Here is a 25620-nt window from a genome sequence, read left to right as displayed (position 1 = left end):
CATGACGTTATATATTTTTTCTGTTAACTTTACTATCTACTCACATAGTGAAGTATATATGAAAAAATCTGGGCAATTTACTGGTTTTCTACATTTAGTCATTCTATTGTTTTTTGTTTTTAGAATTTCTGCTCAGGAAAATAATAGGTTACAAAATATAGTAAACAGCCTTTCCTTTTACGCTAACAGCGCCCCTCCAGAGAAAGTCTATGTGCAAACAGACAAAGATGCCTATACCAGTGGAGAAACCATTTGGCTAAAAACGTATTTGCTAAACGGTATTACGCATACAGTTAGTAATATGAGCAAGGTGATTTATGTAGAATTAATCGATTCTAAAGACAACATCATAACCCAGCAAAAGTTATACGTGGAATCCACAGGAGCTTCCAGTGAAATAAAGTTGCCAGAGGTAATGCAAGAAGGCACTTATATACTTCGTGCCTACACAAAATATATGTTGAATGATAAAAAATCGATACTTTTTCAAAAGGAAATACCTATTGCATCCGTACAAAGCGATTTTAAATACTTGTTTGATAAAACATCAGAGGAAAAAGTAGCGCATAGCAAAAATAAAAAAGAAGAAGCATCTAATTTAGACGCAACTAAACCCATTGTTCAATTCTTTCCTGAAGGTGGAGACCTCATAACAGGTCTAGAATGTGTTTTGGGCGTAAAAATCACCGATTCTGAGGGTAACGGTCTTGCACTTGAGGGGAAAATTTTAGACCAGAACGGTAACTTTGTTTCCTATTTTAATAGTTATGAATTTGGCTTGGGCTGGACCTCCATTAAAGTAGAACCCAATACAAAATATCATCTTCAAATATCAATTGATGGTGAGATGTTTGACTATCCCATTCCCTCAGCCCTATTGAAAGGTTATGCTTTGCGCGTTGCAAACTGGGGAGAGCATATAAACATAACAGCATCTACAAATATTACCAATGGCTTGCAGGATGCCTTTTTGGTGGGGCATATTCGAGGTGATGTCATCTTTAAACAGAAATTAAAGGCTAATGATAAAAACTTAAATATCATAAAACTATACACTTCAAAACTACAAGATGGCATTGCACATTTTACGTTGTTTACATCGAAGGGCGAACCTGTAAGTGAGCGTTTAACTTTTATTGAAAACCCAGAAAACAACTTAAAACTATTAGTAAAAACAGATAAACAGAACTATAATTTACGTGAAAAAGTAAACATTGATTTTACTCTGGTTGATACTAATGGAAAAACGCCCAACGGTGATTTCTCTATGAGCGTATTTACCCAAAATGAAATGCAAAAAAATGCAGATAATATAAAGAGTTGGCTATTATTAAATTCTGATTTGGGAGGTACAATTGCAAACCCAAGCTTTTTCTTCCAGGAAGAAAAAGGACGTAAATATTTGTTGGATTTGCTTATGCTTACTCACGGTTGGCGCAGGTTTACTTGGGCATCAATAACGGATGGAGATGAGAAAAGAGATGCAGTTTTTTCCCCTGAAAAAGGAATTATGATAAACGGCACCACTACAGCATTCAAAAAAAAACAAGAGCCTAGGAAGTCACAAGTAACATTAAATATTGTTGCAAACGAGTTAGTTCAAGAACAAAAACTAACCAATGCAAAAGGTGAATTTAGTTTTGGTCCTTTCATTTTTCAGGATAGCATTAAAACTGTTATTAACGCCAATAGTTTACCTATATCAAAAAAGAATAGAGATCGATTATCTATATACCTAGAGCCGTATTATCCAGAGGTAAAAATTAAAAATATCAGAAAAAGTCAGGTACACACAAAAAAACTAGTTAATACCTATTCTAAACCATATCCTAAAATGGTTGAAAAAAAATTAACACCAGATTTTAAATACGATCCTAGCATTATTAAGTTAGATGAGACTGTTGTGAAAGCGAGAAAAAAACTAACACCACAAGAACTTTTAACCAAAAAAATGAATGCTAGAACATTACACGGAGAGGCAAGTAAAAGACTTATTCCAGACTCTATTCCAGGGTTAGGTCCAGGGTCCCCCACATTCAATATGCTAAGGTATGTAGCTGGAGTTCGAGTTTTTGGTACCTTTCCAAATCAATCGGTCTCAATAAGAGGGGACGCAGTTCTTTTTGTACTCGATGGTATTCGAACCTCCCCCGATCGTGTTCAAACTATTCCTATTAACGATATCTTGTTTATGGATGTTCTTAGAGGATCTGAAGCTACTATTTATGGTGGTTTGGGTCCTGATAGGATTGGTGGCGTGATAGCTATATACACCAAAAGAGGTGATGAAATACAGCAAAAACCAAAAGAACTATCTAATTTCAGTAATCCTAAAATTCTTGGTTTCTACAAAACAAGAGAATTCTACAAACCAAATTATGCCGTACTAAAACCTGAGCATAAAAAACCCGACTATCGCAAAACTTTGCATTGGGAGCCCGATATTAAAATTAACAACAACGCTCCATATATGTTAGATTTCTACACTGGAGATACAACTGGTAAATTTGTGATACAGGTTGAGGGTATAACTTATGACGGCAGGCCAGTAAACGAATTATATAGTTTCAATGTGCAAGACACTGAGTAGCAAAAGCATTAAAAATTGAAATCTCCATCTTGATTTCCCTTGATATCTTCAATAGAATCCACATAATCTTTTGCTTCTTGATTCAAAATTCTTTTATAAAGTGTACTTGTTTCTAGAGCTAAAAATACAGCAACGAGTAATATTAAAATTGTGATTACAAGCGTTAATACCATACTTGTGCGCATGTTACCCTCAAAATTTTCAAAACTTATATAGATGAAATATAAAAAGTAAAGTGAAAAGCAGAATAACGTTAATGAAAACAAGATATTCCCAATCCAAAACAATTTTCCTGTAAGCTCCAGTTTTTTAGATTTTGAACTATAAAACTGCATAGTTTTGATTTGATACACTATACTCAATACACCACCGAGGATAATAGCCAATAAAAAAAGCATTTCGTATTCAAGTTTGGCGTTTTCAATTATCAGAATGCTGTAAGTTGCAAATGAAACAAATATTACAATAGCAAGGCTTAAAACCAATAATGCAATTTTTATTCCCTTTTTTATTTTCATGCTTTTATTACTAAAAACTCCGCCTCAAAAAGGTTAGAGAAGTGTTTTAAAAGTTTCTCCTTAACTTCATCTTCATTCACTTTTTCCATACCTAATTCAACATTTAAAGACGTTACTGCTTTACCTTTTATACCACAAGGGATAATATTATCGAAATAACCCAAATCTGCATTTACATTTAGCGCAAATCCATGCATGGTTACCCAACGGCTAGCTCGTACACCCATAGCACAAATTTTTCGAGCAAATGGTGAACCAACACCTAGCCAAACTCCTGTTTCACCAGGACTTCTTTCGGCATCTAATCCATATTCTTCAAGTGTGAGAATTATCATTTCTTCTAAAAAACGGAGATATTTATGTATATCGGTAAAAAAATTTTCTAAGTCTAAAATAGGATATCCTACAATTTGCCCAGGCCCATGGTATGTAATATCTCCTCCTCTATTTATCTTATAAAATGTAGCCCCCTTTGCTTTAAGCTGTGCTTCATTCAACAATAAATTGGACAAATCCCCGCTTTTACCAAGGGTATATACGTGTGGATGTTCTACAAATAAGAAGTGATTTTGGGTTTCTAAATTAGCATCTTCTCGCCTATTTTTAATCTTAGTATCAACAATAGCTTTAAATAAGTCTTCTTGATAATCCCAAGTGTCTTTATAGTCTTTTAAACCTAAATCTTGTAGCTCAACTTTTTTATTCATAGACTGCAAAATTACATCATTTTTCTCGCAAAGTCGCAAAGACGCAAAGTTTTGAATATTGTTACCGGCGGCTTAAAAAAGGATTTGTCAGCAACTACATACTAGACTGAGATTACAAACTAATTTTGCGGGTTATTTAATATAACTAAGGCTGCAATAACTCCAGGAACCCAGCCGCATAGCCATAGCAGAAAAACAATAACAATAGAGCCACAGCCTTTATCAATAACAGCTAATGGCGGACAAATAATAGAAAGTATAACTCTCCAAATACTCATAATGATTTTTTTAATGATTGATGATTACATATGTGACGCTATGGTTTTCTTTTTGTTACATTTTAAAGTTAAGTAATTTTGATTTTTGGTTAACATAAAATATAGTAGATTAGTGCTATGAGAGTTTTAGTTTTAGCAGTATTCATTTTCATTGGTTATTATGGTTTTGCGCAGTACAATTTTAACGGGTATGTTGATACCGAGCGTTGGCAAAGTGATGTATACCTATCTGTAATTGAAGATTATCGCACACTTGAGAATATTGATAATGAACAAATTATATCAAAAACATCGGTAGGGAACAACGGTTTTTTTGAATTTTCTGGAAACCAACTAGAACCTGAACATCGTATTTACAAATTACATGTAGATAATTGCGATACATATAGTCAAGACAGCAATCATTTTGATGGGCATTGCTCTGATAGTAAAGACATTTTATTTATTGCAAAACGCACAGATACCATAAGCTTCCCACTTTCTTTTGATGCTGAAATGTTTTGCGACGTTCAATCTACCAATCCTAAAACTGCTGCTTTTATAAAAATTGATTCCCTTAAGGAAGAGATGAAGTTTGCCTATTCTGAATTTAGAAGTAAAGCCAACCGAGATCTTAACAATAAAAAATGGTTTAAAACACTTCAAGACTTTGGAGCACATTTAAATGAACCTCTGGCAGAATTATATATTTATGCATTTCTATCTGAAAGAGGAAGTCCCTTTCATAACTATTATTTAGAGGATATAAAATCGAATACCTATTACGATAATTTGCTAGAAAGATTAAAAACCGCTTACCCAAATACAACATATACTAAACAGTACGAAGCAGAAATTACTTCGGACAAATATATTGCTACTCCCAATAAAGAATCGTCAAGTTTCAATTGGACTTATTTGTTAATTGGTTTATTGGCAATTTCGTTAATTTTAAACTTCTGGTTTATTTATAAAACCAAAATAAAACGAAAGCATTCGCACTCTGAAATTACCGAGCAACTCACCAAACAAGAGCAAAATGTATTGGACTTAATTTTAAAAGAAAACTCCAATAAAGACATTGCCGATGCTCTTTTTGTAAGTGTAAGCACAGTAAAAACACATGTAAACAACGTTTATAAAAAACTAAATGTGAATTCTAGAGACGAAATTAAGTCTCTGTTTGACAAATAGTTACAAAATTCAACCTAGGTACTAGTACCGATTTCAACCCCTATTTACTCTATTTTTTGAATGATTAACAATTAGGTTTGCCCCATATTAATCATTAAAACATTCAAACATGAAACGAACAGTAAACATTTATTTAGCAATTTTATTTGTGAGTATTGTAGGTGCTATTCAAGCCCAAGAATTTGCAATGTTAGAAAAAGTAGCCATTATTGATTTTAAAGCAGAAGTAGTTGATTATGGCTCTATTGAACAAGGTAGTGATGGTACTCGAATTTTTACGTTTACCAATAAAGGCAATGCGCCTTTAATTATTGCGGATGTAAAAACCAGCTGTGGATGCACAGTACCATCCTATTCAAAAGCAGCCATTCTTCCTGGTAAAGAGGGTGAATTAGAAATTAAGTATGATACCAAAAGACTGGGGAGTTTTACCAAGACTATTACGGTAATTTCTAATACTAAGGAGGTTAAAAAAATTCTTAAAATTAAAGGTACGGTTGTAGCGGCAAACTAAACTTAAATTTGAATTAGTTACAGGCCTCTGAAGATTATTAATAATCCTTAGAGGTCTTTGTTTTGTTCTTAGGTTAAATAATGTAATTTTGCAGCTTTAAATTAAACAGCATGCAGCTTTCAGAACAAGAATTGGTAAGACGCGACAAACTCGCAAAATTAAGAGACCTAGGCATTAACCCATATCCTGCAGATTTATTTCCTGTAAAACAGACGTCTAAAGACATAAAAACTGATTTTGAGGAGGGTAAAAAAGTGGTTATTGCAGGTCGTCTTATGTCACGCCGAATTCAAGGAAGTGCCAGTTTTGCTGAGTTACAAGATAGCGAAGGAAGAATACAGGTGTATTTTAATCGTGATGAAATATGTACAGGTGAAGATAAAAGCAAATACAACGACGTTTATAAAAAGCTTTTAGATATAGGTGATTTTATAGGTATCGAAGGTGAACTCTTTAAAACTAAAGTTGGCGAAAAAACCGTGATGGTTAACGATTTTACGTTATTGAGTAAAGCCTTGAAACCGCTGCCTCAGCCTCGTGTGGATGCTGAAGGAAAAGTTCATGATGCCTTTACCGACCCAGAACAACGTTACAGACAGCGCTATGCGGATTTGGTAGTGAACCCACATGTAAAAGATGTATTTGTAAAGCGTACTAAGCTCTTCAATGCCATGCGCTCATTTTTTAATGATGCCGGTTATTTTGAAGTGGAAACCCCTGTATTGCAACCTATTGCTGGCGGTGCTGCCGCACGTCCGTTTATTACACATCATAATTCATTGGATATTCCATTGTACATGAGAATAGCTAACGAATTATACTTAAAACGTTTAATTGTTGGTGGTTTTGATGGTGTATACGAGTTTTCCAAAAACTTTAGAAACGAAGGTATGGATCGCACACATAATCCGGAGTTTACAGCAATGGAAATTTATGTAGCCTATAAAGACTACAACTGGATGATGGATTTCTGCGAGCAATTATTAGAACATTGTGCTGTAGCTGTAAACGGCACGACAAAGGCAACTTTTGGTGCGCATGAAATTGACTTTAAAGCGCCTTATGCGAGAGTTACAATGGCGGATTCTATTAAGCATTTTACGGGGTTTGATATTTCAGGAAAGTCTGAGGATGAGATTCGTCAAGCTGCTAAAGATTTAGGTATTGAAGTAGACGATACTATGGGTAAAGGGAAACTCATTGATGAGATTTTTGGAGAGAAGTGTGAAGGCAATTACATCCAACCAACCTTTATTACCGACTATCCTAAGGAGATGAGTCCGTTATGCAAGGAACACCGTGAAAACCCAGAATTAACAGAGCGTTTTGAGTTAATGGTATGCGGTAAGGAAATCGCAAATGCTTACAGTGAGTTAAATGACCCTATTGACCAACGTGAGCGTTTTGAGCATCAATTAGAATTAGCGAAAAAAGGGGATGATGAAGCTACGGCAACTATCGATTACGACTTTTTGCGCGCTTTAGAATACGGAATGCCTCCAACATCTGGCATGGGCATTGGCATGGACAGACTCATTATGTTTTTAACCAATAACCAATCTATTCAAGAAGTATTGTTCTTCCCGCAAATGAAACCAGAGAAAAAACCTTTGGCCATTAGTGATGATGCTAAAGCTATTCTAGAGATTTTAAATAAAGCTGAAAAACTTGAATTAGTTGATTTGAAATCACAATCTGGTTTATCCAATAAAAAATGGGACAAGTCTATTAAAGAATTGACTAAAAACAGTTTGGCAAAGGTTGAAAAGACTGAGGAAGGGCTTTTTGTGGAAGTGGTTTAAAAGTTTAGTTAAATAAAATAAGAAAGCCGATGATTTTGTAGAAATTTCACCGGCTTTTGCTTTAACTAAACTAAACTTAAACTAAACTTGTACAAATAGACGATATTTTTTTCGATTCCTTACAATAGTTTACAAATGTTTAACTTTAGAATACAAATTTTAAGATTTTCTTAGGATTTGTGTTTCAACACCTTAACACTATGGCAGTATTTTTCTAATGGTATTGTGATAGCTGTCAAATTCAATAATGTTATTGTGGTTAGCAGCTTCAATCGTAATAAAATAAGTGTTTTTTTTGGGAGATGATTTATACAATTTTTCGGCACTTTCATACGGTATCACTTGATCTCTCGTTCCATGAAACATTGTAATAGGACAATTAACCTCCTTTATAAATTTATACGTTGGAAACTTATACTTCAATAAGGTTTCAACCGGCAAAAAGGGAAATCGATGCTTCCCTACATCTACAATACTGTAATATGGTGTTTCCAAAATCAATTGTTTCGGTTTGTTTTTAGAAGCTATATACGTTGCAACTCCTGTTCCTAGTGAACGACCGTAAACTGTTATCTCATTTTCGTTATAATTTTTCTTCAGATAATCATAGAACAATTTCGCATCACTATAAAACGCATCTTCACTTAGCTTTCCTATACTTTTACCGTAAGTACGATAATCCATCACCAAAACGTCATAACCTTTTTCAACAAAAAACTCCGATATAGTTCCCCAACGCGATAAATCACCTGCATTTCCGTGGAAATATAAAATGACACCCTTGGGGTTTTCAACCTTAAAATGAATGGCATTCAACATAGCGCCGTCATCCGTTTCAAAATTCAACTCTTCAAATTTATGATTGAATTGGTATTGATAATCTTGCTCCAAAACCGAAGGTAGAAACAATAGTTTTTCTTGCATAAAATATAATGCTGCGGTAATCATAACATATAGACTTAGTAAAACGAATATCAGCCTTTTAAGCTTTCGTTTTAGTGGGCTTTGAGCTGTGTTTAACATTAATGCTTGTGGTTGATAAATCGATATCTTGGGGTTTATTGGTTAAAATATCATGAATCATCAAATGATAGGATTCAAAAGTATTCAAATTTTTATGTCCGCCACCTATTACAGTGTGCAACTTGGTTAATTTAGGGTTAACCTTGGACAACTTCACACTTGTTTTATAAGGTATAAGCTTATCATTTGTGCCATGAATAATGTGTATAGGACATTGCACATATTTTAACCATTTGTATGTTGGCAAAGGGTATTTAATTAAAATCGACAAAGGCATAAACGGGGCGTAACGCTTAGTAACTTTGGTTAAACTGTAGTATGGCGCATCTAAAATTAATAGTTTTGGATTATTCATCGATGCCAATTTCGCAGCAAAACCTGATCCTAATGAGCGCCCATATAGTATTATTCTATCTTCGGTTGTGTACACTTTTATTTTATCGTATACACGTTGCAAATCTCTTTTAATGGCCTTTTGCGAACGCTTGCCTGTGCTTTTACCAAATCCTCGATAATCTACCATTAGTACGTTATATCCATGGCGGGTAAAATCTACCGCAAACTTCCCCCAACCTTTGATGCTTTTGGAATTGCCTTTTAGATAAAGTACAATACCTTTTGACTTTTTCTTGGGTTTAAACAATAATCCGTTTATTACGGCACCATCCCTAGTCTCCAAATTATGCTCTTCTATATCCTGATTTTCATAATGAAACTGAAAATCGTCTGGAAGTTTTTCAGGCTTAAACAGTAAGTAATCCTGTAAGTAATACAGTGCAACACTTATTACAATGTAAACTACAAGAACTGTTATTAGAATAGAGATCCAATATGCCATTAAAAAACATGTTTGCTTACTAAAATACGGAATTTAGTTTTAGATAAAATATTTCAAAAATATATCTCCAAATGGGTCTTGGTTTACAACGGTATAATAAAATAAAGCTCCTAACCAACCATGACAAATACCCATAGCATAAATATTTTTCACTTTTAGATACACATAGCCATAGAATAAGGCTAAGATAAAAGTACCTATCATCAACCATTTTGACGGATAATGCACTACCGAAAATAAAACTGCCGTTAGAAATATTACAAATACTTTATTTAGTTTCAAATAATTTAAGTTTCCCGCAATTAACCCAATTGTTAAAAACTGTTGCACACTTCCCCAAATAGGATAGGTTAAAAGCAAAGGCAATATATGCCATGATACGTTGAGTGTTCCTTGATAGTAACCAATAATGAAAAACGACACAATGGCAAACAACCCAAAAGGCAATATGAATTTTAAAGCTATTTTGAAATTATCGGTTCTAAAGCCCCAATACTTTAAAATATTCTTTTCTTTTGAATAGCGTTTGAAAATGTAGACGCCCCAAGCTGAAATTGCACAAACCACAAATGGTAACCTCCAATTTAAAAGATCCATAAAAATAAACTTACCAATAGCTGTAAACACTGCAGCTACTATTTCCAAAATACGTCTGCGTTCTGAAATCAGCGTGTTTTTAGAAAATTCTATAAGGCCTTTGGTGAGTTTTGGTTTCATTTAATTTCAATTTTTATAGGGATAGTATAACAACGCATAAACTATTAGCAGGAATAACATTGTATAAAAAGCTGTATTCTTCAGAAGTGTTTTTTTACTTTTATTATCTAAATACCAATAACTTATTCCAAACAGTACCCCCAGAATAAGACCTATCGGGACTGAGAATAAGAAAATTAATGATGGACCGCCTTCAATAGGCACAAAAAGCATCATTATTAAAGTTAAACAGCTGGTAAACATTAAAATTATTGGCTTCCAAAATTCTTTCATTTTAAATATTTTTAAAACCTCGCAACCTTAAAGAGCCACGAGGTTTTGGGGTTAATTAACCAACCATCAAAACAACCCTTGGTGTTTTTTGATGTTCTATACCATTTAAGTTACTTTTCCTCTTCTTGTTGCCTGTCTATATATTGCACATCCCTAGTATTCTTTTGAACTGCAATAGCTGCAAATAGACTTAGCAGAAAGGACATACCATAGAATCCTTTTTCGCTCAGTAGTAAATCCGCATTCCATAACCCAATAACTAAAAGAACAATAGATGTAATCGTAGTAAACCAACTGATACTATAATAAATATCAGTTACTGGAATATCTTCCATTTTATCACGTACAGCTTTTTGAACTGAAATAACCGAGAATAATCCAAATAGGAGAATTGTAAAGTAGTAGCCCTTTTCGTTAAGCATCATATCTGCATTCCAAAGCCCTATACAATACGATGTCATCCCAATTAATAATGCAGACCAGGATGCTCCAATAAATGCTGACGTTGGTTTTTGATCAAATACTTTCTTTTCTTTTTTCGATTTAGAACTTTTCAAATCTTCATCAACCGAAACTGTTGTTTGATAATTCATAATTTTTGTTTTAATGATGACACAAAATTGCACCAACACATTAAAAACCTAAAGACAATTTTTAATTAAAACTGACGATATATTTTAAAATTAAAAACAAGTAATTCCATATTTTTAATACTTTTATTGAAATTTACTGATGACTAAATGAATGACTTAAATACTATGGTTTCCTCATTTTCAAAGGAAGACCAAGAACGTTTTATCACTTTTTTAGAGAAAAAGAACAAACGCAGGGATACGAAAAATATCCAGCTCTTTAAACTCTTAGGAAATGACGAATTAAACTCACAAGACGTTTGTTTTAAACTTTACGGCACTAAAAGCAATGGGGCTTATCATGCCCTAAGAAAACGTTTATTCCAATCTATTATCTATTTTTCGGCCAACTCTAGTTTAGAAGATGAGAACTCACTCCAAATGGAAGTTATAAAGTATATTTTGGCTGCCCGCAACTATTTGCAGCAAAAACAATTCAAGGTTGCATTTAGCATCTTGAAAAAAGCCGAAATTATTGCAATAGAGCACCACTTATTTCCACTTCTTAACGAAATTTACCATACACAGATACAGTACGCTTATGCAAATCCTTCAACCAACTTAGATGTTTTGATTCAAAACTTTAATGCAAATAGAGAAAAACACATTTTGGAGGACCAACTCAATATTGTGTACTCGAAATTAAAATATAAACTGTCACATGGAGACCATTCCGATTTCCAAACCATGCTCCAGAGTACGCTTAGTGAATTTAATTTGAATATCATTGACAAACTATCCTTTAAATCACTGTATCAGCTCATTACCATCGTTACTGTTTCAGCTTTTGCATCCAATGATTATCTCAATATTGAATCGTTTTTGATAAAAACCTATCAATCTATTTTAAACTACAAAGACAAGGAAAAGCAGCCCTATTATCATATTCAAATTTTATATCATATTGCAAATACCTTGTTCAGAAATAAAAAATTTGAAGCTTCACAAGCTTATTTGGAACAAATGCACCAGCTAATGCTGCAGCATAAAAAGAAGTACTACAACACTTTTAAACTAAAATATAATTTGCTTTTAAGCTTAAACTACAATTTCTCCAAACGTCAAGAAGAGGCCATTGTGCTTTTAGAGCCTTTCGCCAATATAAATCATCCGGACACAGAATCGGTTTTAGATGTTCGCCTAAGCCTTATTATGTTCTATTTTCAAAACCAAGAACTAAAAAAAGCCCATCAACTGTTCTCTAAGTTTTACCATAGTGATAATTGGTATACTGAAAAGGCAGGCACGGAATGGGTTATAAAAAAGAACTTGATAGAAATACTGTTACATATTGATTTAGGGCATATCAATTTAGTTGAATCAAAATTATTGAGTTTTAAAAGACAGCATTTTAACTATTTAAAAACTATAAATCAACATCGCGCCATTACTTACATGAACTTGGTACAGGATTATTTAAATAAGCCCGAGCAGATTACTTCAGAGGAATTTAAAAACAAGGTTGAGACTTCTTTCGATTGGGTAAAACCAGAACAAGAAGATATATTCGTCATGAGCTTTTACGCTTGGCTAAAAAGTAAAATGCATAAAACTTCGCTTTACAATACGACTATGGAACTTATTACCTTAGCGCAAGCAAAAACCTAAAATACAGTATATTTGCGCAATGTTTAAAAATGCCTCAATATTCTTTTTTCTATTGCATTCTATTTGCCTATTTGCTCAGGAGCGTGATAGTATTTCCTTTAAAAATGGTATTGACCGACCAAGTATTTTGTCCTCACATCAGTTTGGAATTTTTAGTAGTAGAATAAACCAAAATTTTAAAATTGCACCGTCAAATCACCCAACTATTTCTTTAAACTACACTAGCGGAAATCATTTTCACCCTTTTGTAGAAGCTTATTTTCCTAAAGACCCAGAAGTTAGAGAAGCACTTAGTAACGTGATTTGGTATGCTAGAAGATACACGTTTGTAGACCAAGAAACTACGCCCGCAGATTATATGAATATTGTGATTGATGCTGTAATCAAAGAGTTTAGATTTGATTATAATATTCCAATATCAAAAGAACATGAAGTTAGATTAACACTTAGAAGCTATGTTATCACAAAAGGAAAATACCCTTTTTCCTTATTTACGAGTGATGAAACTATAGAGTGGTTTCATAGCAATGTTGCTGGAGGCGAAGACCCCTTTGGGAGACGCTATTATGGTCTAAACCAAGTAAACTTTAGATATGAAGACCGAAATGGGCGAACACTTCAACTAAATGCAAATGACTTCTTTATTGGAGGTTTGGAATTTAATCATTTCTACTACCCCTCTTTCCTGAGAAATGATAAGCGGGGTATTTACGTCAATTTTGGAAGTCATTTAGGAATAAACACTTCAAAATTCAATAGCGCATTGGATTATGGCATCTCTATAAACGGTGTTAAACGGCTTATCCTAAAAAATAAAAACGAATTTAATTTTGGATTGGGCGCGAGTATTTTACATAAGAATTTTATCAATTTTAAAAGTGATAATATTGACTTAGGCAACAATACCTATCTAGGCAGTTTTGAAGCCCATGCGGAGTTTACCAAATACACGGAAAAAGGAAATTACCATGCTTTTGGCATTAACCATCACATACAAACCAGATTCAACAGAAAAGAAGAAGAAGGGTACTACAAATTGCTAGGAAAATGGAGAGAAATCAATGGCGGTTGGCAAAACGGTGTAGCCACCTTATACCATACCTTATTGGACTGGAATTTTATTTACACCTATGGCAGACCAAATTACAAGCTTTCCCTTTTTATCAAACAAGACTTAGAAGTGAATAATGCTCCTGATTTTCAAACAGGCATCAACCTAACCATTCCAATTACACCAAAAAAATAACGTAGTATTTTGTTAATCTTGCGTTAAAATCAAATTCTATTTTAAACTATTTTGAAGTGTTGTAGTCAAAGAACCAAACATTCAAAAAACATCATCATGAAAAATTTAGTTTTAGTTGTAATGGCGCTTTGCGCAATTCAAATCACATCCGCCCAAGGCCCTAATAAAGGAAAAAAAGGCATGAACTTAAGCCCCGAGGAAATAGCTACCCTTCAAACAAAAAAAATGACGTTGGCCTTAGATTTAACTGACGCTCAACAAGAAGACATTTACCAAATAAACCTAGAAAATGCCAAATTAAGAAAGGCGCACATGGCTGAGAGAAAAGCTAAAAGAGAAAGTGGAGAAGCACAAAAACCCACTAAAGAGCAGCGTTTAGAAATGGCCAATAAAAGATTAGATCATATGATTGAAGTCAAAGCTAAAATGAAAAACATTTTAAACGAAGAACAATATAAAAGATGGGAGCGCATGATGGACAAAAGACAGACTAAAATGAAAGACAAGTCTAAAGGCAAGAAAGCTCGCAAGAAAGCATAAACAAAGTTTGATTTTTATTGATTATTGATTTTTTATTTAGTTGAAAACGCCTCCAACAATTTGGAGGTTTTTTTATAGCCGTTTTGCCACCTCATTAACTGCATTTATTGTAAAATCTAAATCTTCATAAGATAATGCGTCTGTAATAAACCAAGTTTCAAATGCACTTGGCGCGATGTAAACACCTTCATTTAGCATACCATGAAAGAAGGATTTAAAAGTATCATTGTTTCCTTTTGCTGCAGTATCAAAATCAAAAACAGGATTTTCATCGAAATGCACAGAAATCATTGAACCTACACGGTTTATGGTATTTTTCACCCCATTTTCGTTTAGGCTTTTGGAAATGCCTTCATGTAAGTATGCCGTTTTTTCAGCTAGCCTATCAAAGACTTCAGTATCATTGTCTAGAGCATTAAGCATTGCCAAACCAGCAGCCATTGCCAAAGGATTTCCACTTAGTGTCCCCGCTTGATACACGGGGCCAACTGGAGCTAAATAATCCATTATTTCATTTCTAGCCGCAAAAGCGCCAACAGGCAAACCACCACCTATAACCTTTCCAAAGCACACTATATCGGCATCAATTCCATAAAGCTCTTGCGCACCGCCTTTGGCTAATCTAAAACCCGTCATTACTTCATCAAACACCAGAAGCATATTGTGTTCATCACACAAGACTCTTAAACTTTCCAAGAAATTTGGTCCTGGCGGAATACATCCCATATTACCTGCAACTGGCTCAATAATAATGCAAGCAATTTCGTTTTTATTGCTTTCAATTAAAGCTTTTACATTATCAATATCATTGTAATTAGCTAGCAACGTGTCTTTTGCCGTACCCTGCGTAACTCCAGGACTATTTGGTGTACCAAAAGTACTGGCACCACTACCTGCTTGTATTAAAAACGAATCGGAATGACCATGATAACACCCTGCGAACTTGATGATTTTGTCCTTTCCAGTAAAACCGCGCGCCAGACGAATGGCACTCATACAAGCTTCTGTACCAGAATTTACAAAACGAATTTTATCAATATCAGGCACCATAGAAACTGCCAATTCAGCAATTTTGGTTTCAATCTCTGTTGGCATTCCAAAGGAAGTTCCTTTTTTAGCCTTTTCAACAACCGCATCCACCACTGGCCCAAAAGCATGTCCTAAAATCATCGGCCCCCAGGAATTAATGTAGTCTATCAACCTATTCCCGTCTTCATCATACAAATAAGCACCTTTGGCTTCTTTTACAAAAATTGGCGTTCCACCAACACCTTTAAATGCCCTTACTGGAGAATTTACCCCTCCAGGTATTACTTTTTCAGCTTCGGCAAATAATGCGCTACTGCGTTTATAAATCATTTGGAATTTATTCTATTTTACTTTCAGTTCTTGACCAATTGCAATATTTGTTCCTTTAATATTATTTAAAGCTTGCAATTCTTTAACGGTCAAGTTATATCGTTTTGAAATATTATATAATGTATCTCCTTTTGCAACAACATGAAATGCTTTTTCCACTTCAACAGCATCATCAAATTTTCGTTCTGAAGGATTGCGCCCCAAAACTTCATCGTCGTATTTGTGTAGCTCATAACGCTCAATCAAACTAATCAACTTTTGGGGATATTGCCTATCCGTAGCATAACCCGCTGCTTTTAGGCCCCTTGCCCAAGCCTTATAATTTGAAACATCTAAATCGAAGAGGCCAGCATATCGCTTTCTTGAGGTTAAAAACAAGGAATGGTCCCTAAATGAATAATTAGGACTGTTATACTTTCTGAAGCATTCACCTTTTTTATCATCGTCATGATAAATTTTAGCTCCAGTCCACGTATGGCATTTAATACCAAAATGGTTATTTGCCTCTACTGAGAGCCTACCTTTTCCAGAAGCAGATTCTAAAATACCCTGGGCCAATGTAATACTTGCAGGGATATTATAGAGCGTCATTTCTTTTTGCGCAATACTTTTATACGTTTCGATATAAGCTTCTGTGGGACTCATATTAGAAGGTGCTGTTTCTGTATCAATCTTTTCATCAGGCATCTCCTTTTTAACTACTACTTTCTCGGTAGATTCCTTTTTAGACTTTTTTGTAACCACTGTTTTTTTTGAGCCGCAGCTAAACACAAAAAAACTGAGTGATATTATTACTAGAATTCGTTTCATCAAATTTGTATTAAGGGTAATTTTTTTCGCTTTAAAATCATATTCATTCCATCTATACCTTGTAAACCTCCTGTATGAATAGCTAATATTTTTGACCCTTTAGGGAAATATCTTTTTTCAATTAAGCTAAAAATACCAAACATCATTTTACCAGTATAAACTGGGTCTAATTGGATATTATTCTCAGATTTAAATCGATTGATAAAACCAATCAAATTTGTATTTATTTTGGCATATCCCCCAAAATGATAATCGGTAATTAAGTCCCAATTGGTCTTCCATACAAATTTACTAATATCTTTATGTAAAAACGAACCTTTTAAAGCTGGAAAACCCAAAACTTGTTGACTAGGTTTTGAACAATTGATAAGTCCCGAAATAGTACCTCCAGTACCAACGGGACAGCATATAACATCAAAATCTTTATCCTTGCCAGATAAAATCTCCTCACACCCTTTAACAGCTAATGCATTAGTCCCTCCTTCTGGTATTAAATAAAAATCTTGAAATTCATTCTTTAACGATTGTATAAAGGCGTTAGAAGCCTTATTTCGATAATCCTGTCGCGAAATAAACTTTAGTTGCATACCATGTTCTTGAGAAAAACGCAATGTGGGATTCTTTTCAATATCCGTTTGAAGTTCATCACCCCTAATTACACCAATAGTTTTAAAACCTAAGATATTTCCGGCCATTGCCACGGCCGCAATATGATTTGAAAACGCGCCGCCAAAGGTTAGTAATGTGTTATAACCTTTTTTATCAGCTTCTTTTAAATTATACTTTAGTTTTCGATATTTATTTCCCGAAACAAATGCGTGCAGTTGATCTTCTCGTTTCAAAAATAGACGTACCCCAGCTGTTTTATCAAGCGTGATTTCTTGATTGATCGTATGTTCAAAATCAAAGCTCATTCAGCACGAAGATACTTCAAAAAACTCCAAAATTTTCTGTTTTTTAAATAAGTAAAGTCATGTTCGTTTATGTAAGCCTCGCGCTCAAAAGAAATATTCTTATAGGCGATATTCCATTGACCATACTGCATAAGTCTCACCAAAAACTCGATGGTGTACCAAATATAAAACAACACAATTAACAGCTCCAATTGTTGTCTTAAATGAACCTTTTCATGGTTAATTAGGGCTTTATTCAATTTCAGCTTTGAATTCCCCAAAAAAATAAACGGATATAGAGCAATCCCCGTATAACCTTTTGGAACTATGTATTTTGAAATAAGAATCATAAAAGTTGTAAATCAAAAATCAATCCAAGAAACCTTTTTTTAGGATTCTCAAAGTATTGCATATTACAATTTATGAAAATTTTGATGTAAAACATCACAAAAAAAATGTATTGATTTTACATTATCTTTGTGAAACTATGAAGAAGTTTATCCCCATTGAAGAAGGCGATTATTATCTAACACCTGAAGGCTATCGTTGTTTTACTGAACAATACCACTTAAAACGGGGATATTGTTGTGAAAGTGGATGTAGGCATTGCCCGTATGGGTACAATAAAAAAACGAACACCATAAAACGTTAGCGCCCTAGGGTTTGTGGTATGATTATTGATAATAAAATCTTATGAAATTGAGTGCTATCTCTTAATGTGACTGAGATTTAAAATAAATATAATTGTTATGAAAAAAATTCTTAAAACTCTACCGCTTATTGCCCTTCTTATCGTGGCAACCTCATGTTCTTCTGTGCGTGTTTCAACAGATTACGACAGAAAAACCGATTTTAACCAGTTTAAAACATTTGCATTTTTTAAAACAGGTATTGATAAAGCAGAAATTAATGATATTGACAAACGCCGAATTTTACGCGCTATTGAAGCCGAACTTTTAGCAAAAGGCTTTACAAAATCTGAAGATCCAGATGTTCTTATCAGCATATTCACAAAGTCCAATCAACGTGTTGATGTTTATAACAACGCTTGGGGCATGGGTGCCTGGGGTTGGGGCGGCTGGGGTCCTTGGGGCTGGGGCGGTTGGGGCTTTGGTCCAGGATGGGGCTGGGGTTGGAATCAACCCGCAGTATCTACGCGTACCGAAGGAGTCCTATTTGTTGACTTAATCAATGCCAAGAAAAAGGAGTTAATATGGCAAGGTATGGGCACAGGTTTCCTTACAAGAAAATCAGAGAAGAAAGAAGAACGCATTAAGGAGTTTGTTACCAAAATTATGGAACAATATCCTCCAGAAGCTGAAGCAAAATAAATTGAAAAGCGACTGCACTTCTAGAACCTCAGTGACCAAGTCGCTTTTTTTACATTACAATATCATTTTTCCATTCATAAGGTTTTGGGATATCGGTATCATCAATAAGTTGACGAATGTCTATCTCAATACCCCTGCTCATATCAGTAATAGGTATATCATTTGGTCCACCTTCAAATGGGTTCTCAGTATTTTCCCCAATGGCCTCCATTGTATGAAACACCCACGAAATCAAAGCACTAAATGGAATTGAGAACCAAACGAAGTGTCTTGCAATAAATTCTTGAGCCAAATGCCCTATTGACGTTTGCGATTCGTGATTTGCCAAATCCTCCAAAATATGATCCCCAATGGCCTCAAAACCTTCCATGATCCCGAAAGGCAATAGAATGATAAAAATCCACACGAAAAGATAGTTTAACGTGGCAAACTGCCTTGGATATGGAAAGTTTTTAATGCGCTCGCACTTTCCTTGCAGCGTGTAAAACTCAACTAATAAGTTTGCCATTTCCATATGTCTAAAATCCTCTATTAGTCCTTCTTGTTTCAACTCCCTTAAACGTTTAGACTGAATCCCCAGCAACTGTGATGCTTGATTGCCCTTGGCAAATATATCTTCGTACTCAGTTTCCGAAATGTAGGGTTTAATCACGTCTTCTATGGGTTCAACATCTTCACAAACCCTAAAATAACTTTCCCTAAACTCTTTGTTCGATTTTGTGTTTTTCAAATGCATTTCCCAAGGCCTATCCTTTCGCAACTGATATCGCAAAGCGGTTAACCAAGCTACATGACGATGCACCATTTCCCTTATAATTGCTTTTAACTCTTTATCAGTACGCTTTGTCTTTGCATGATCGTTACTAATAAAATCTTTTACCATGATAGTCCAAGATCTAGAACTATTAACAATACCACCCCAAATTTTTCTGGCTTCCCAAAGCCTATCGTAAGACGCATTGTTTTTAAACCCAACAATAAAGGCTACTGCTGTAGCCAAAGCACCTAAAGGCAACCATGGCACGTGCAACCATTTTAAACCAACAACATCAAATAAAAAAACTGGAATTAACGCTAATAAAAGAAATAAAAAAATATGGCGGCGTGTCCATTTTATCACACCTTTTACAGGAAAAATACGTCTGGTATACATTTCTAAGCTATTACAATTATGTTTAAATATATGGAAATCTTTCCAGCTACTTTTACCGATAACCAGATAAGCTCTATTTTGAAATAAAAGTTAAAAACATTCAATTTTGATGAATAATTCGTATTTTCAACCATGTATTACATGTAAATTTTAGAGATGTCGGATATATTTGAATCTAACGCAATACTTCAAAAGCTACCAAAGCATTTAAAGCAATTTATAAAACCTCAAAACTATGAAGACTATTCTGCCATAGACCAAGCCGTTTGGAGGTATGTAATGCGTAAAAATGTTGATTTCTTAAGTAAAGTGGCGCACGGCTCCTACCTAGAAGGCCTTAAACAAACAGGTATTTCAATAGATAACATTCCTAATATGTATGGGATGAACCGCATTTTAAAGGATATTGGTTGGGCTGCTGTTGCAGTTGATGGGTTTATTCCTCCAAATGCCTTTATGGAATTTCAGGCCTACAATGTTTTGGTAATTGCAAGCGATATCAGGCAACTTGAGCATATTGAATATACACCTGCGCCAGATATTATTCATGAAGGTGCGGGACACGCGCCCATAATTGCAAATCCCGAATACGCCGAATATTTAAGACGTTTTGGAGAAATAGGTTGTAAAGCTATTTCATCTGCAAAAGATTATGAATTGTATGAAGCCGTTCGCTATTTATCCATCATAAAAGAGGCACCAAATTCTTCAAAAGAAGACATTCTTTCAGCAGAAAAAAAGGTAGAAGAATTACAAAACAATATGGGCGAACCCAGTGAAATGGCATTGATACGCAATTTACATTGGTGGACCGTGGAATATGGATTGATAGGAACGGTAGACAATCCAAAAATATATGGCGCAGGATTGCTGTCCTCCATCGGAGAAAGTGCTTGGTGTATGACGGATGAAGTAGAAAAACTGCCCTACGATATCAATGCCACATTCAAGGATTTTGATATTACCAAACCACAGCCGCAACTTTATGTTACGCCAGATTTTGCACATTTAAGCTTGATTTTAGAAGAGTTTGCAAATACTATGGCATTACGCAGAGGTGGACTTTCAGGAATGAATAAATTAATTGAATCTAACGCATTAGGCTCTATTGAGCTAAGTACAGGATTGCAAATTTCAGGAGTCTTTGATAACGTTATTGCTCACGAAGGCAAACCGATTTATATACAAACCACTGGTAAAACAGCCTTAGCCTACAGAGAAAAAGAACTAGTTGGGCATGGTACAAGTACCCATAGCGATGGTTTTGGATCACCTATCGGAAAATTAAAAGGGATTAATATCGCTATTGAAGATATGAGTCCTAGAGATTTGGCCGCTTATGATATTTATGAAGGTCAAACCGTAAACCTAGAATTTGAAGGTGGTATCAAAGTTTCTGGCGAAATCATCACCGGGAAACGCAACTTACAAGGAAAAATCATCTTGATAAGTTTTAAAAATTGCACTGTTACACATAAGGAGTCTGTTCTATTTCAGCCCGAATGGGGTATCTATGATATGGCAGTTGGTAAGGACGTAGTTTCGGCATTTACCGGACCCGCAGATTACAGTAGCTTTAATTTAATTACTCATGTGCCTTCAACGCAAACCATACAAGTACAAAAATCAAAAGAGCGCATTGCATTAGAAGCATTATATCAGCAAGTAAGAGATTATAGAGAAGGCAAAAACAACACTATTTCTCGTACTAAAGTATTAGAAGAACTTATTGAGAATCATCCTAATGATTGGCTACTCACTGTTGAACTTTATGAACTAGCGCAACTGGATAACGAAACCGAACTTGCTAAAAAAATAGTAAAGCATATAGATACTATTAAACAAAACAAACCTGAATTTGGACGGTTGATTGATGATGGGTTGGGAATAATCAATGCTAAAATTAGTGCTTGATTTTTGAGATGTAGCACCTAAAATAAGCCAAAAGTTATATAAGATAGATATCAACCTATCTAAAGCGCTTCAGCGTATTTTTAGTAAACTCGCTTAACACTAATTTTCCGCTAATTTCAGCGCGTTCAGCTAAAAGTGTATCCCACTCTTCTGTACCCGTCCACATCACTTTTTTCATTTCAGCTAAGGCTTCTGGATTATAGCTTGATAATTTTTCAGCTAGATTTTTAACGGCTATATCTAAGCCTTCGGCAGTATCAAAAACATCAGCATACAAACCTTTATCTTTAGCAAATTCCCAAGAAAAAAATGTTTCGGCATCAATGGTCATTTGCGACATTGCCATTTTTCCAATTTTACGGGAAACAGCTGGCTCTATAACAAACGGACCAATGCCTATACTTAATTCACTTAATCGAATTGATGCATATTTTGTAGCCAAACAATAATCAGTTGCTGCGGCTAAACCAACACCGCCTCCAACAGTTTTTCCTTGAACACGACCAATAATTAACTTTGGACATTTCCGCATCGCGTTAATCACATTTGCAAATCCAGAGAAAAACGCCTTTCCTTGTACTTCATCTTCTATAGCAATCACCTCATTAAAACTCGCCCCGGCGCAGAATGTTCTATCACCACCACTTTTTAAAACTATTACTTTAATGCCCTCATTAAATCCTGCATCAATAATAGTCTGCTCTAATTGAGACAGAATAGCACTGGGCATCGAATTTCTATTAGGATGAAAAAACTCAATATAACCAACATGATTTTCAATAGAAAGGGTAACGTAAGGGCTCATAAACGCGTAATATTTTAAAGGATGAATATACCCAAAAATTATCTAATCAACCACTAAATACTATCAACAAGTAATTAAATATTAATTAACTTTACAAAAAGCAAAACAGATGGGTTTATTAAGTTTTTTCTTCAAAAGAAATGCGCAGAAAGTAAAAGACTTTTTGAAAAGAGATGCTGTTATTTTAGATGTTAGAACTAAACGTGAATGGGATGAAGGCCATATTGCAAATGCTATCCATATTCCATTAAGCGATTTGAAGCATCATATTGATGATATAAAAAAATTAAACAGACCTGTAATAGCACATTGTAAAAGTGGTGCTCGATCTGCCCGTGCTACCAAACTTTTAAAATTTTATAATATTGAGGCTGTAAATGGCGGCGGATTGGCAGATTTAAAACTACTTACAACTTAATAGTTTCTAAATCCCTGCCGTTCATTATTGGCGTTTCATTGTATTTTAAAGTCCAACCTAGGGAATTTGTTAGAATATAAAATTTGGACAGTTCACTTATCAACCTGTTTTTTGCGTTGGACTTAATATCTGAATTCTCAATTTTTTTTGATAGCGCTTGCCTTACTGTTTTATTAATATCATTGTAATCTTTTGCCTCAAAAGGGTTTAAATAATCCGCTTGAACGTCATAGTATTCTAAATCCGGATGTATCTTAATTTCTTCGGTAGGGATGTTTGTTATCGTTAGGGTTTTGTTAACTTCATCTACATCATATTCAATCTTGCTTAAATCATAAGCCACGGTAACCTCTGCATTTACAACAACCAAAGCTTTTTTTTCTGCTGATAATAAATCCCCAAAAACATCTTTGGAATTCTTATAGGTAAATACCTCGCTAAAATGACCTTCGGTCACCACTAGTTTTCCAACATTATCTATTTGTTCTTTAATTAATGACGAACTTTCCTTAAGAAGTATTTTTTCTTCCTTCTTGTCTCCGCAATATTTAAAAGTAAACAGTATCAGTAGTGTTACAATAACACCGAATAAAATTTTTCGCATGCTCTAATTTAGAAATAATTTGAGCAAAAAAAAACATTAGTTTCCTTCGACTTTGAAGTCTAACCAATGCATCTTGCGTTATCATTAAATAACATAACAAATATATTTTAATTGCATATTGTGGAGGTTATTGAATTGTTAAGTAAACTTTAAATTCCTAAAGCAAAAGAAAAAACACCAATTACCTTAATTTCTTATTGAATAAGTAACTGATGTTTTCTGTATGAACTGATTAATAGCGTTTTAAATCTAGCAATTTATACTTGTTCATTTGATAAATATTCGATTAAGTGTTTGAAAAAAAGATGAAGCGTGATAGGGATTCGCATAATGGCCTGTGATAAAGCGTATAATGCACAATATTTATTTATTAAATTTTATCTACCAAGATATACCTGCAATAAAATTGAAGCAATCACATAGCAAAACCAATATAGCTAAAAAACTATACTAGGAAAACGCTCGGTAATTTCTGTTTTTTTTAATTCTAATTTTTTTAGAAACTTTTGATGCGCTTCAGAATTTGGATTAAAGGGCTTGTGCAGCATACCATTTTGGATTGTTTCTACATCATCCATCGTTTTAAAAGAAGCGTCCGAAATCCAAACTGACTTAAATTGTTCCCAAATATAATTGATAGCCGTTTGGTTTGGATGTATCATATCCTCGGCATAAAAACGATAGTCTCTTAACTCGTCCATCATAATTTCATAAGAAGGAAAATAAAACGATTGTTGATGATCAACTGATGATTGTTGATTCAAAAATTGATGAATCCCTGAAACCAAATGGGATTTGCTTTGTGTATTTTCAATGAACCCATCTTTTAAATGACGGACTGGAGATACTGTAAAAATTACTGTAGCGTCTTTTTTAACTGAAGTTACCAAAGAAACTATCTTATCTAACGATTGATATATGCACTTTATAGTTAATAGCTCTTTTTTAAATTGTTTTTGGGAAACTTTGTGACAATTCGCTACAAGTTTATTAGATTCTAATGCTCTGTAAACCCAAGACGTTCCGAAAGTGATTATGATGTGTGTTGATGCTTTAATTTGCTTACTTGTTAACTCAATTTGAGCATTCAATGTATTTAATAAACCATCTTTTGATGCATTGCTTAATCTAGAATGTGCATCAAAACAGTGCCAACTTTCATTATGAAAAAAAATATCTTCTTCCGAGTATTGTTTATTGCCAACTGAATTAGATATTAAAGTTTCAATTGCTTTTGGATGGAATAATATCCCTAAAGGGTTTTGTAAATTCTGGAATTTAAAATAATCTAATTTATCACCTATATTTTCAGAAAAACATGAACCAATTAATAAGATATTAGAATCGTAGTCTATTTGATTATTAGACTGTTTTTCTAGTTTTATTTTGGTCTGAAGGTTCATTTTATTTTTGATCTCGCTAAGGCGCTAAGACGCAAAGAAGTTTAGAGTTTGTTTGCCATTCTTGTAATGCCATTTTTAATAAAAGTTTCATTGAAGTTTACTAATAAGCCTAACTTCAATTCTGTTATTTTTAAATATGTTAACAATTGCTTAGGATGAACAGGCTCTATCTTTTTAACCGATTTCAATTCAACTATAACTTTATTTTCTACAATTAAATCAGCACGAAAACCAGTTCCCATTTCGATACCCTTGTAAAAGACTGGAAGATTAATTTGTCTCTTAAATTTCAAACCTTGCTGACTTAGTTCATAGCACAATACTTCTTCATAAACAGATTCTAAGAGCCCTGGACCAAGATCAACATGAATGTGATAACATTTATCAACAATTATTCGAGCTATTTCGTTTTCCGTCATACTACATTTAACTTTATCTGCGAATCAACAAGAGCTTTCTTTATTTTAGTTC

27 protein-coding genes are annotated in these 25620 nt (G+C 34.2%); 11 read left to right on the top strand and 16 right to left on the bottom strand.

The features are described 5' to 3' along the window. Window position 1 precedes the first annotated feature (1 nt). The gene (locus AC1B0Z_RS14435) at window positions 2–2590 is read left to right on the top strand and encodes an MG2 domain-containing protein (protein WP_483792814.1); all 2589 of its coding nucleotides are present in this window, start codon (window positions 2–4) and stop codon (window positions 2588–2590) included. A gap of 8 nt (window positions 2591–2598) precedes the next feature. On the opposite strand, the gene AC1B0Z_RS14430 is transcribed toward AC1B0Z_RS14435, so the two are convergent. The 3 genes from AC1B0Z_RS14430 to AC1B0Z_RS14420 all read right to left on the bottom strand — a co-directional run bounded on the left by AC1B0Z_RS14430 (window position 2599) and on the right by AC1B0Z_RS14420 (window position 4093). Then, on the bottom strand, window positions 2599–3108 hold the full coding sequence (locus AC1B0Z_RS14430; RefSeq protein ID WP_483792812.1) for a hypothetical protein: 510 nt from the start codon (window positions 3106–3108) through the stop codon (window positions 2599–2601). Then, a complete protein-coding gene (gene lipB / locus AC1B0Z_RS14425; RefSeq protein ID WP_483792811.1) occupies window positions 3105–3815 on the bottom strand; it encodes a lipoyl(octanoyl) transferase LipB in 711 nt (236 codons plus the stop codon). Before lipB ends, AC1B0Z_RS14430 begins: the two co-directional genes overlap by 4 nt. 119 nt (window positions 3816–3934) lie before the next feature. Further along, complete coding sequence (locus tag AC1B0Z_RS14420) at window positions 3935–4093, bottom strand: YqaE/Pmp3 family membrane protein (protein ID WP_483792809.1); 159 nt, start codon at window positions 4091–4093, stop codon at window positions 3935–3937. Window positions 4094–4210: 117 nt separating this feature from the next. On the opposite strand from AC1B0Z_RS14420, the gene AC1B0Z_RS14415 reads away from it, so the two are divergent. The 3 genes from AC1B0Z_RS14415 to lysS all read left to right on the top strand — a co-directional run bounded on the left by AC1B0Z_RS14415 (window position 4211) and on the right by lysS (window position 7582). Continuing rightward, window positions 4211–5266: a LuxR C-terminal-related transcriptional regulator gene (locus AC1B0Z_RS14415; protein WP_483792808.1), complete on the top strand. Its 1056-nt coding sequence runs from the start codon at window positions 4211–4213 to the stop codon at window positions 5264–5266. A gap of 109 nt (window positions 5267–5375) precedes the next feature. Next, complete coding sequence (locus tag AC1B0Z_RS14410) at window positions 5376–5780, top strand: DUF1573 domain-containing protein (RefSeq protein ID WP_483792807.1); 405 nt, start codon at window positions 5376–5378, stop codon at window positions 5778–5780. 110 nt (window positions 5781–5890) lie between these two features. After that, window positions 5891–7582, top strand: coding sequence for a lysine--tRNA ligase (lysS, locus tag AC1B0Z_RS14405; RefSeq protein WP_483792806.1), 1692 nt, complete (start codon window positions 5891–5893; stop codon window positions 7580–7582). Between the two features lie 198 nt (window positions 7583–7780). On the opposite strand, the gene AC1B0Z_RS14400 is transcribed toward lysS, so the two are convergent. From AC1B0Z_RS14400 to yiaA, 4 genes are all read right to left on the bottom strand, one after another. Further along, window positions 7781–8530 carry an alpha/beta hydrolase gene (locus tag AC1B0Z_RS14400; RefSeq protein WP_483792804.1) on the bottom strand — a complete coding sequence of 250 codons (750 nt, stop codon included), beginning with the start codon at window positions 8528–8530 and terminating at the stop codon, window positions 7781–7783. Window positions 8531–8564: 34 nt separating this feature from the next. Next, window positions 8565–9443: an alpha/beta hydrolase gene (locus tag AC1B0Z_RS14395; protein WP_483792802.1), complete on the bottom strand. Its 879-nt coding sequence runs from the start codon at window positions 9441–9443 to the stop codon at window positions 8565–8567. Between the two features lie 39 nt (window positions 9444–9482). Next, a complete protein-coding gene (locus AC1B0Z_RS14390; RefSeq protein ID WP_483792801.1) occupies window positions 9483–10160 on the bottom strand; it encodes a CPBP family glutamic-type intramembrane protease in 678 nt (225 codons plus the stop codon). 383 nt (window positions 10161–10543) lie between these two features. Continuing rightward, the gene (gene yiaA / locus AC1B0Z_RS14385) at window positions 10544–11026 is read right to left on the bottom strand and encodes an inner membrane protein YiaA (RefSeq protein WP_483792799.1); all 483 of its coding nucleotides are present in this window, start codon (window positions 11024–11026) and stop codon (window positions 10544–10546) included. A 147-nt stretch (window positions 11027–11173) separates the two neighbouring features. Between yiaA and AC1B0Z_RS14380 the strand changes: the two genes are divergently transcribed. From AC1B0Z_RS14380 to AC1B0Z_RS14370, 3 genes are all read left to right on the top strand, one after another. Next, window positions 11174–12673 carry a hypothetical protein gene (locus tag AC1B0Z_RS14380; protein WP_483792797.1) on the top strand — a complete coding sequence of 500 codons (1500 nt, stop codon included), beginning with the start codon at window positions 11174–11176 and terminating at the stop codon, window positions 12671–12673. Window positions 12674–12725: 52 nt separating this feature from the next. Continuing rightward, window positions 12726–13919 carry a hypothetical protein gene (locus AC1B0Z_RS14375; protein WP_483792795.1) on the top strand — a complete coding sequence of 398 codons (1194 nt, stop codon included), beginning with the start codon at window positions 12726–12728 and terminating at the stop codon, window positions 13917–13919. A gap of 96 nt (window positions 13920–14015) precedes the next feature. Next, window positions 14016–14459: a Spy/CpxP family protein refolding chaperone gene (locus tag AC1B0Z_RS14370; protein WP_483792794.1), complete on the top strand. Its 444-nt coding sequence runs from the start codon at window positions 14016–14018 to the stop codon at window positions 14457–14459. 72 nt (window positions 14460–14531) lie between these two features. On the opposite strand, the gene hemL is transcribed toward AC1B0Z_RS14370, so the two are convergent. The 4 genes from hemL to AC1B0Z_RS14350 are packed head-to-tail and all read right to left on the bottom strand — an operon-like array spanning window position 14532 to window position 17871. After that, window positions 14532–15818 (bottom strand): glutamate-1-semialdehyde 2,1-aminomutase, encoded by a 1287-nt coding sequence (hemL, locus tag AC1B0Z_RS14365; RefSeq protein WP_483792792.1) that lies wholly within the window; start codon window positions 15816–15818, stop codon window positions 14532–14534. Between the two features lie 12 nt (window positions 15819–15830). Then, window positions 15831–16628 carry a glucosaminidase domain-containing protein gene (locus AC1B0Z_RS14360; protein WP_483792790.1) on the bottom strand — a complete coding sequence of 266 codons (798 nt, stop codon included), beginning with the start codon at window positions 16626–16628 and terminating at the stop codon, window positions 15831–15833. Further along, complete coding sequence (locus AC1B0Z_RS14355) at window positions 16628–17542, bottom strand: 1-aminocyclopropane-1-carboxylate deaminase/D-cysteine desulfhydrase (RefSeq protein ID WP_483792789.1); 915 nt, start codon at window positions 17540–17542, stop codon at window positions 16628–16630. Before AC1B0Z_RS14355 ends, AC1B0Z_RS14360 begins: the two co-directional genes overlap by 1 nt. Beyond that, entirely contained in the window at window positions 17539–17871 is a 333-nt protein-coding gene (locus tag AC1B0Z_RS14350; protein ID WP_483792788.1) for a hypothetical protein, read from the bottom strand. Before AC1B0Z_RS14350 ends, AC1B0Z_RS14355 begins: the two co-directional genes overlap by 4 nt. Before the next feature lie 137 nt (window positions 17872–18008). Here AC1B0Z_RS14350 and AC1B0Z_RS14345 point away from each other — a divergent pair, with 137 nt between their 5' ends. Both AC1B0Z_RS14345 and AC1B0Z_RS14340 read left to right on the top strand, forming a co-directional pair. Next, on the top strand, window positions 18009–18173 hold the full coding sequence (locus tag AC1B0Z_RS14345) for a C1orf53 family protein (RefSeq protein ID WP_483792787.1): 165 nt from the start codon (window positions 18009–18011) through the stop codon (window positions 18171–18173). Window positions 18174–18270: 97 nt separating this feature from the next. Then, on the top strand, window positions 18271–18852 hold the full coding sequence (locus AC1B0Z_RS14340) for a DUF4136 domain-containing protein (RefSeq protein WP_483792785.1): 582 nt from the start codon (window positions 18271–18273) through the stop codon (window positions 18850–18852). A 49-nt stretch (window positions 18853–18901) separates the two neighbouring features. Here the strand turns inward: AC1B0Z_RS14340 and AC1B0Z_RS14335 are convergent, their stop codons facing one another. Next, window positions 18902–20005 carry a bestrophin family protein gene (locus AC1B0Z_RS14335; RefSeq protein ID WP_483792784.1) on the bottom strand — a complete coding sequence of 368 codons (1104 nt, stop codon included), beginning with the start codon at window positions 20003–20005 and terminating at the stop codon, window positions 18902–18904. A gap of 156 nt (window positions 20006–20161) precedes the next feature. Here AC1B0Z_RS14335 and AC1B0Z_RS14330 point away from each other — a divergent pair, with 156 nt between their 5' ends. Then, window positions 20162–21919 carry an aromatic amino acid hydroxylase gene (locus AC1B0Z_RS14330; RefSeq protein WP_483792783.1) on the top strand — a complete coding sequence of 586 codons (1758 nt, stop codon included), beginning with the start codon at window positions 20162–20164 and terminating at the stop codon, window positions 21917–21919. 55 nt (window positions 21920–21974) lie between these two features. Here AC1B0Z_RS14330 and AC1B0Z_RS14325 read toward each other — a convergent pair whose 3' ends face one another. Beyond that, entirely contained in the window at window positions 21975–22724 is a 750-nt protein-coding gene (locus AC1B0Z_RS14325) for an enoyl-CoA hydratase/isomerase family protein (RefSeq protein ID WP_483792781.1), read from the bottom strand. A 109-nt stretch (window positions 22725–22833) separates the two neighbouring features. Between AC1B0Z_RS14325 and AC1B0Z_RS14320 the strand changes: the two genes are divergently transcribed. After that, a complete protein-coding gene (locus AC1B0Z_RS14320; RefSeq protein WP_483792779.1) occupies window positions 22834–23142 on the top strand; it encodes a rhodanese-like domain-containing protein in 309 nt (102 codons plus the stop codon). Here the strand turns inward: AC1B0Z_RS14320 and AC1B0Z_RS14315 are convergent. The 3 genes from AC1B0Z_RS14315 to AC1B0Z_RS14305 all read right to left on the bottom strand — a co-directional run bounded on the left by AC1B0Z_RS14315 (window position 23132) and on the right by AC1B0Z_RS14305 (window position 25568). Then, on the bottom strand, window positions 23132–23746 hold the full coding sequence (locus AC1B0Z_RS14315) for a DUF4230 domain-containing protein (protein ID WP_483792778.1): 615 nt from the start codon (window positions 23744–23746) through the stop codon (window positions 23132–23134). The genes AC1B0Z_RS14320 and AC1B0Z_RS14315 overlap by 11 nt on opposite strands. A gap of 437 nt (window positions 23747–24183) precedes the next feature. Next, window positions 24184–25149, bottom strand: coding sequence for a GSCFA domain-containing protein (locus AC1B0Z_RS14310; protein ID WP_483792776.1), 966 nt, complete (start codon window positions 25147–25149; stop codon window positions 24184–24186). Window positions 25150–25190: 41 nt separating this feature from the next. Next, a complete protein-coding gene (locus AC1B0Z_RS14305) occupies window positions 25191–25568 on the bottom strand; it encodes a GxxExxY protein (protein WP_483792774.1) in 378 nt (125 codons plus the stop codon). Window positions 25569–25620: the final 52 nt, after the last annotated feature.

The organism is Hyunsoonleella sp. J2K-J805 (genome assembly GCF_057167125.1).
This window is presented reverse-complemented; position numbering and strand designations above follow the sequence as displayed.

Bases quoted from the DNA above. Each gene is read 5' to 3' on its own strand.
- AC1B0Z_RS14325 (WP_483792781.1), bottom strand. From the start codon at position 22,724: ATGAGCCCTTACGTTACCCTTTCTATTGAAAATCATGTTGGTTATATT.
- AC1B0Z_RS14350 (WP_483792788.1), bottom strand. From the start codon at position 17,871: ATGATTCTTATTTCAAAATACATAGTTCCAAAAGGTTATACGGGGATT.
- AC1B0Z_RS14305 (WP_483792774.1), bottom strand. From the start codon at position 25,568: ATGACGGAAAACGAAATAGCTCGAATAATTGTTGATAAATGTTATCAC.
- yiaA (WP_483792799.1), bottom strand. From the start codon at position 11,026: ATGAATTATCAAACAACAGTTTCGGTTGATGAAGATTTGAAAAGTTCT.
- AC1B0Z_RS14340 (WP_483792785.1), top strand. From the start codon at position 18,271: ATGAAAAAAATTCTTAAAACTCTACCGCTTATTGCCCTTCTTATCGTG.
- AC1B0Z_RS14335 (WP_483792784.1), bottom strand. From the start codon at position 20,005: ATGTATACCAGACGTATTTTTCCTGTAAAAGGTGTGATAAAATGGACA.
- AC1B0Z_RS14420 (WP_483792809.1), bottom strand. From the start codon at position 4,093: ATGAGTATTTGGAGAGTTATACTTTCTATTATTTGTCCGCCATTAGCT.
- AC1B0Z_RS14355 (WP_483792789.1), bottom strand. From the start codon at position 17,542: ATGAGCTTTGATTTTGAACATACGATCAATCAAGAAATCACGCTTGAT.
- AC1B0Z_RS14400 (WP_483792804.1), bottom strand. From the start codon at position 8,530: ATGATTACCGCAGCATTATATTTTATGCAAGAAAAACTATTGTTTCTA.
- AC1B0Z_RS14430 (WP_483792812.1), bottom strand. From the start codon at position 3,108: ATGAAAATAAAAAAGGGAATAAAAATTGCATTATTGGTTTTAAGCCTT.
- AC1B0Z_RS14395 (WP_483792802.1), bottom strand. From the start codon at position 9,443: ATGGCATATTGGATCTCTATTCTAATAACAGTTCTTGTAGTTTACATT.
- lipB (WP_483792811.1), bottom strand. From the start codon at position 3,815: ATGAATAAAAAAGTTGAGCTACAAGATTTAGGTTTAAAAGACTATAAA.
- AC1B0Z_RS14330 (WP_483792783.1), top strand. From the start codon at position 20,162: ATGTCGGATATATTTGAATCTAACGCAATACTTCAAAAGCTACCAAAG.
- AC1B0Z_RS14360 (WP_483792790.1), bottom strand. From the start codon at position 16,628: ATGAAACGAATTCTAGTAATAATATCACTCAGTTTTTTTGTGTTTAGC.
- hemL (WP_483792792.1), bottom strand. From the start codon at position 15,818: ATGATTTATAAACGCAGTAGCGCATTATTTGCCGAAGCTGAAAAAGTA.
- AC1B0Z_RS14410 (WP_483792807.1), top strand. From the start codon at position 5,376: ATGAAACGAACAGTAAACATTTATTTAGCAATTTTATTTGTGAGTATT.
- AC1B0Z_RS14310 (WP_483792776.1), bottom strand. From the start codon at position 25,149: ATGAACCTTCAGACCAAAATAAAACTAGAAAAACAGTCTAATAATCAA.
- AC1B0Z_RS14435 (WP_483792814.1), top strand. From the start codon at position 2: ATGACGTTATATATTTTTTCTGTTAACTTTACTATCTACTCACATAGT.
- AC1B0Z_RS14370 (WP_483792794.1), top strand. From the start codon at position 14,016: ATGAAAAATTTAGTTTTAGTTGTAATGGCGCTTTGCGCAATTCAAATC.
- AC1B0Z_RS14320 (WP_483792779.1), top strand. From the start codon at position 22,834: ATGGGTTTATTAAGTTTTTTCTTCAAAAGAAATGCGCAGAAAGTAAAA.
- AC1B0Z_RS14415 (WP_483792808.1), top strand. From the start codon at position 4,211: ATGAGAGTTTTAGTTTTAGCAGTATTCATTTTCATTGGTTATTATGGT.
- AC1B0Z_RS14390 (WP_483792801.1), bottom strand. From the start codon at position 10,160: ATGAAACCAAAACTCACCAAAGGCCTTATAGAATTTTCTAAAAACACG.
- AC1B0Z_RS14380 (WP_483792797.1), top strand. From the start codon at position 11,174: ATGAATGACTTAAATACTATGGTTTCCTCATTTTCAAAGGAAGACCAA.
- lysS (WP_483792806.1), top strand. From the start codon at position 5,891: ATGCAGCTTTCAGAACAAGAATTGGTAAGACGCGACAAACTCGCAAAA.
- AC1B0Z_RS14315 (WP_483792778.1), bottom strand. From the start codon at position 23,746: ATGCGAAAAATTTTATTCGGTGTTATTGTAACACTACTGATACTGTTT.
- AC1B0Z_RS14345 (WP_483792787.1), top strand. From the start codon at position 18,009: ATGAAGAAGTTTATCCCCATTGAAGAAGGCGATTATTATCTAACACCT.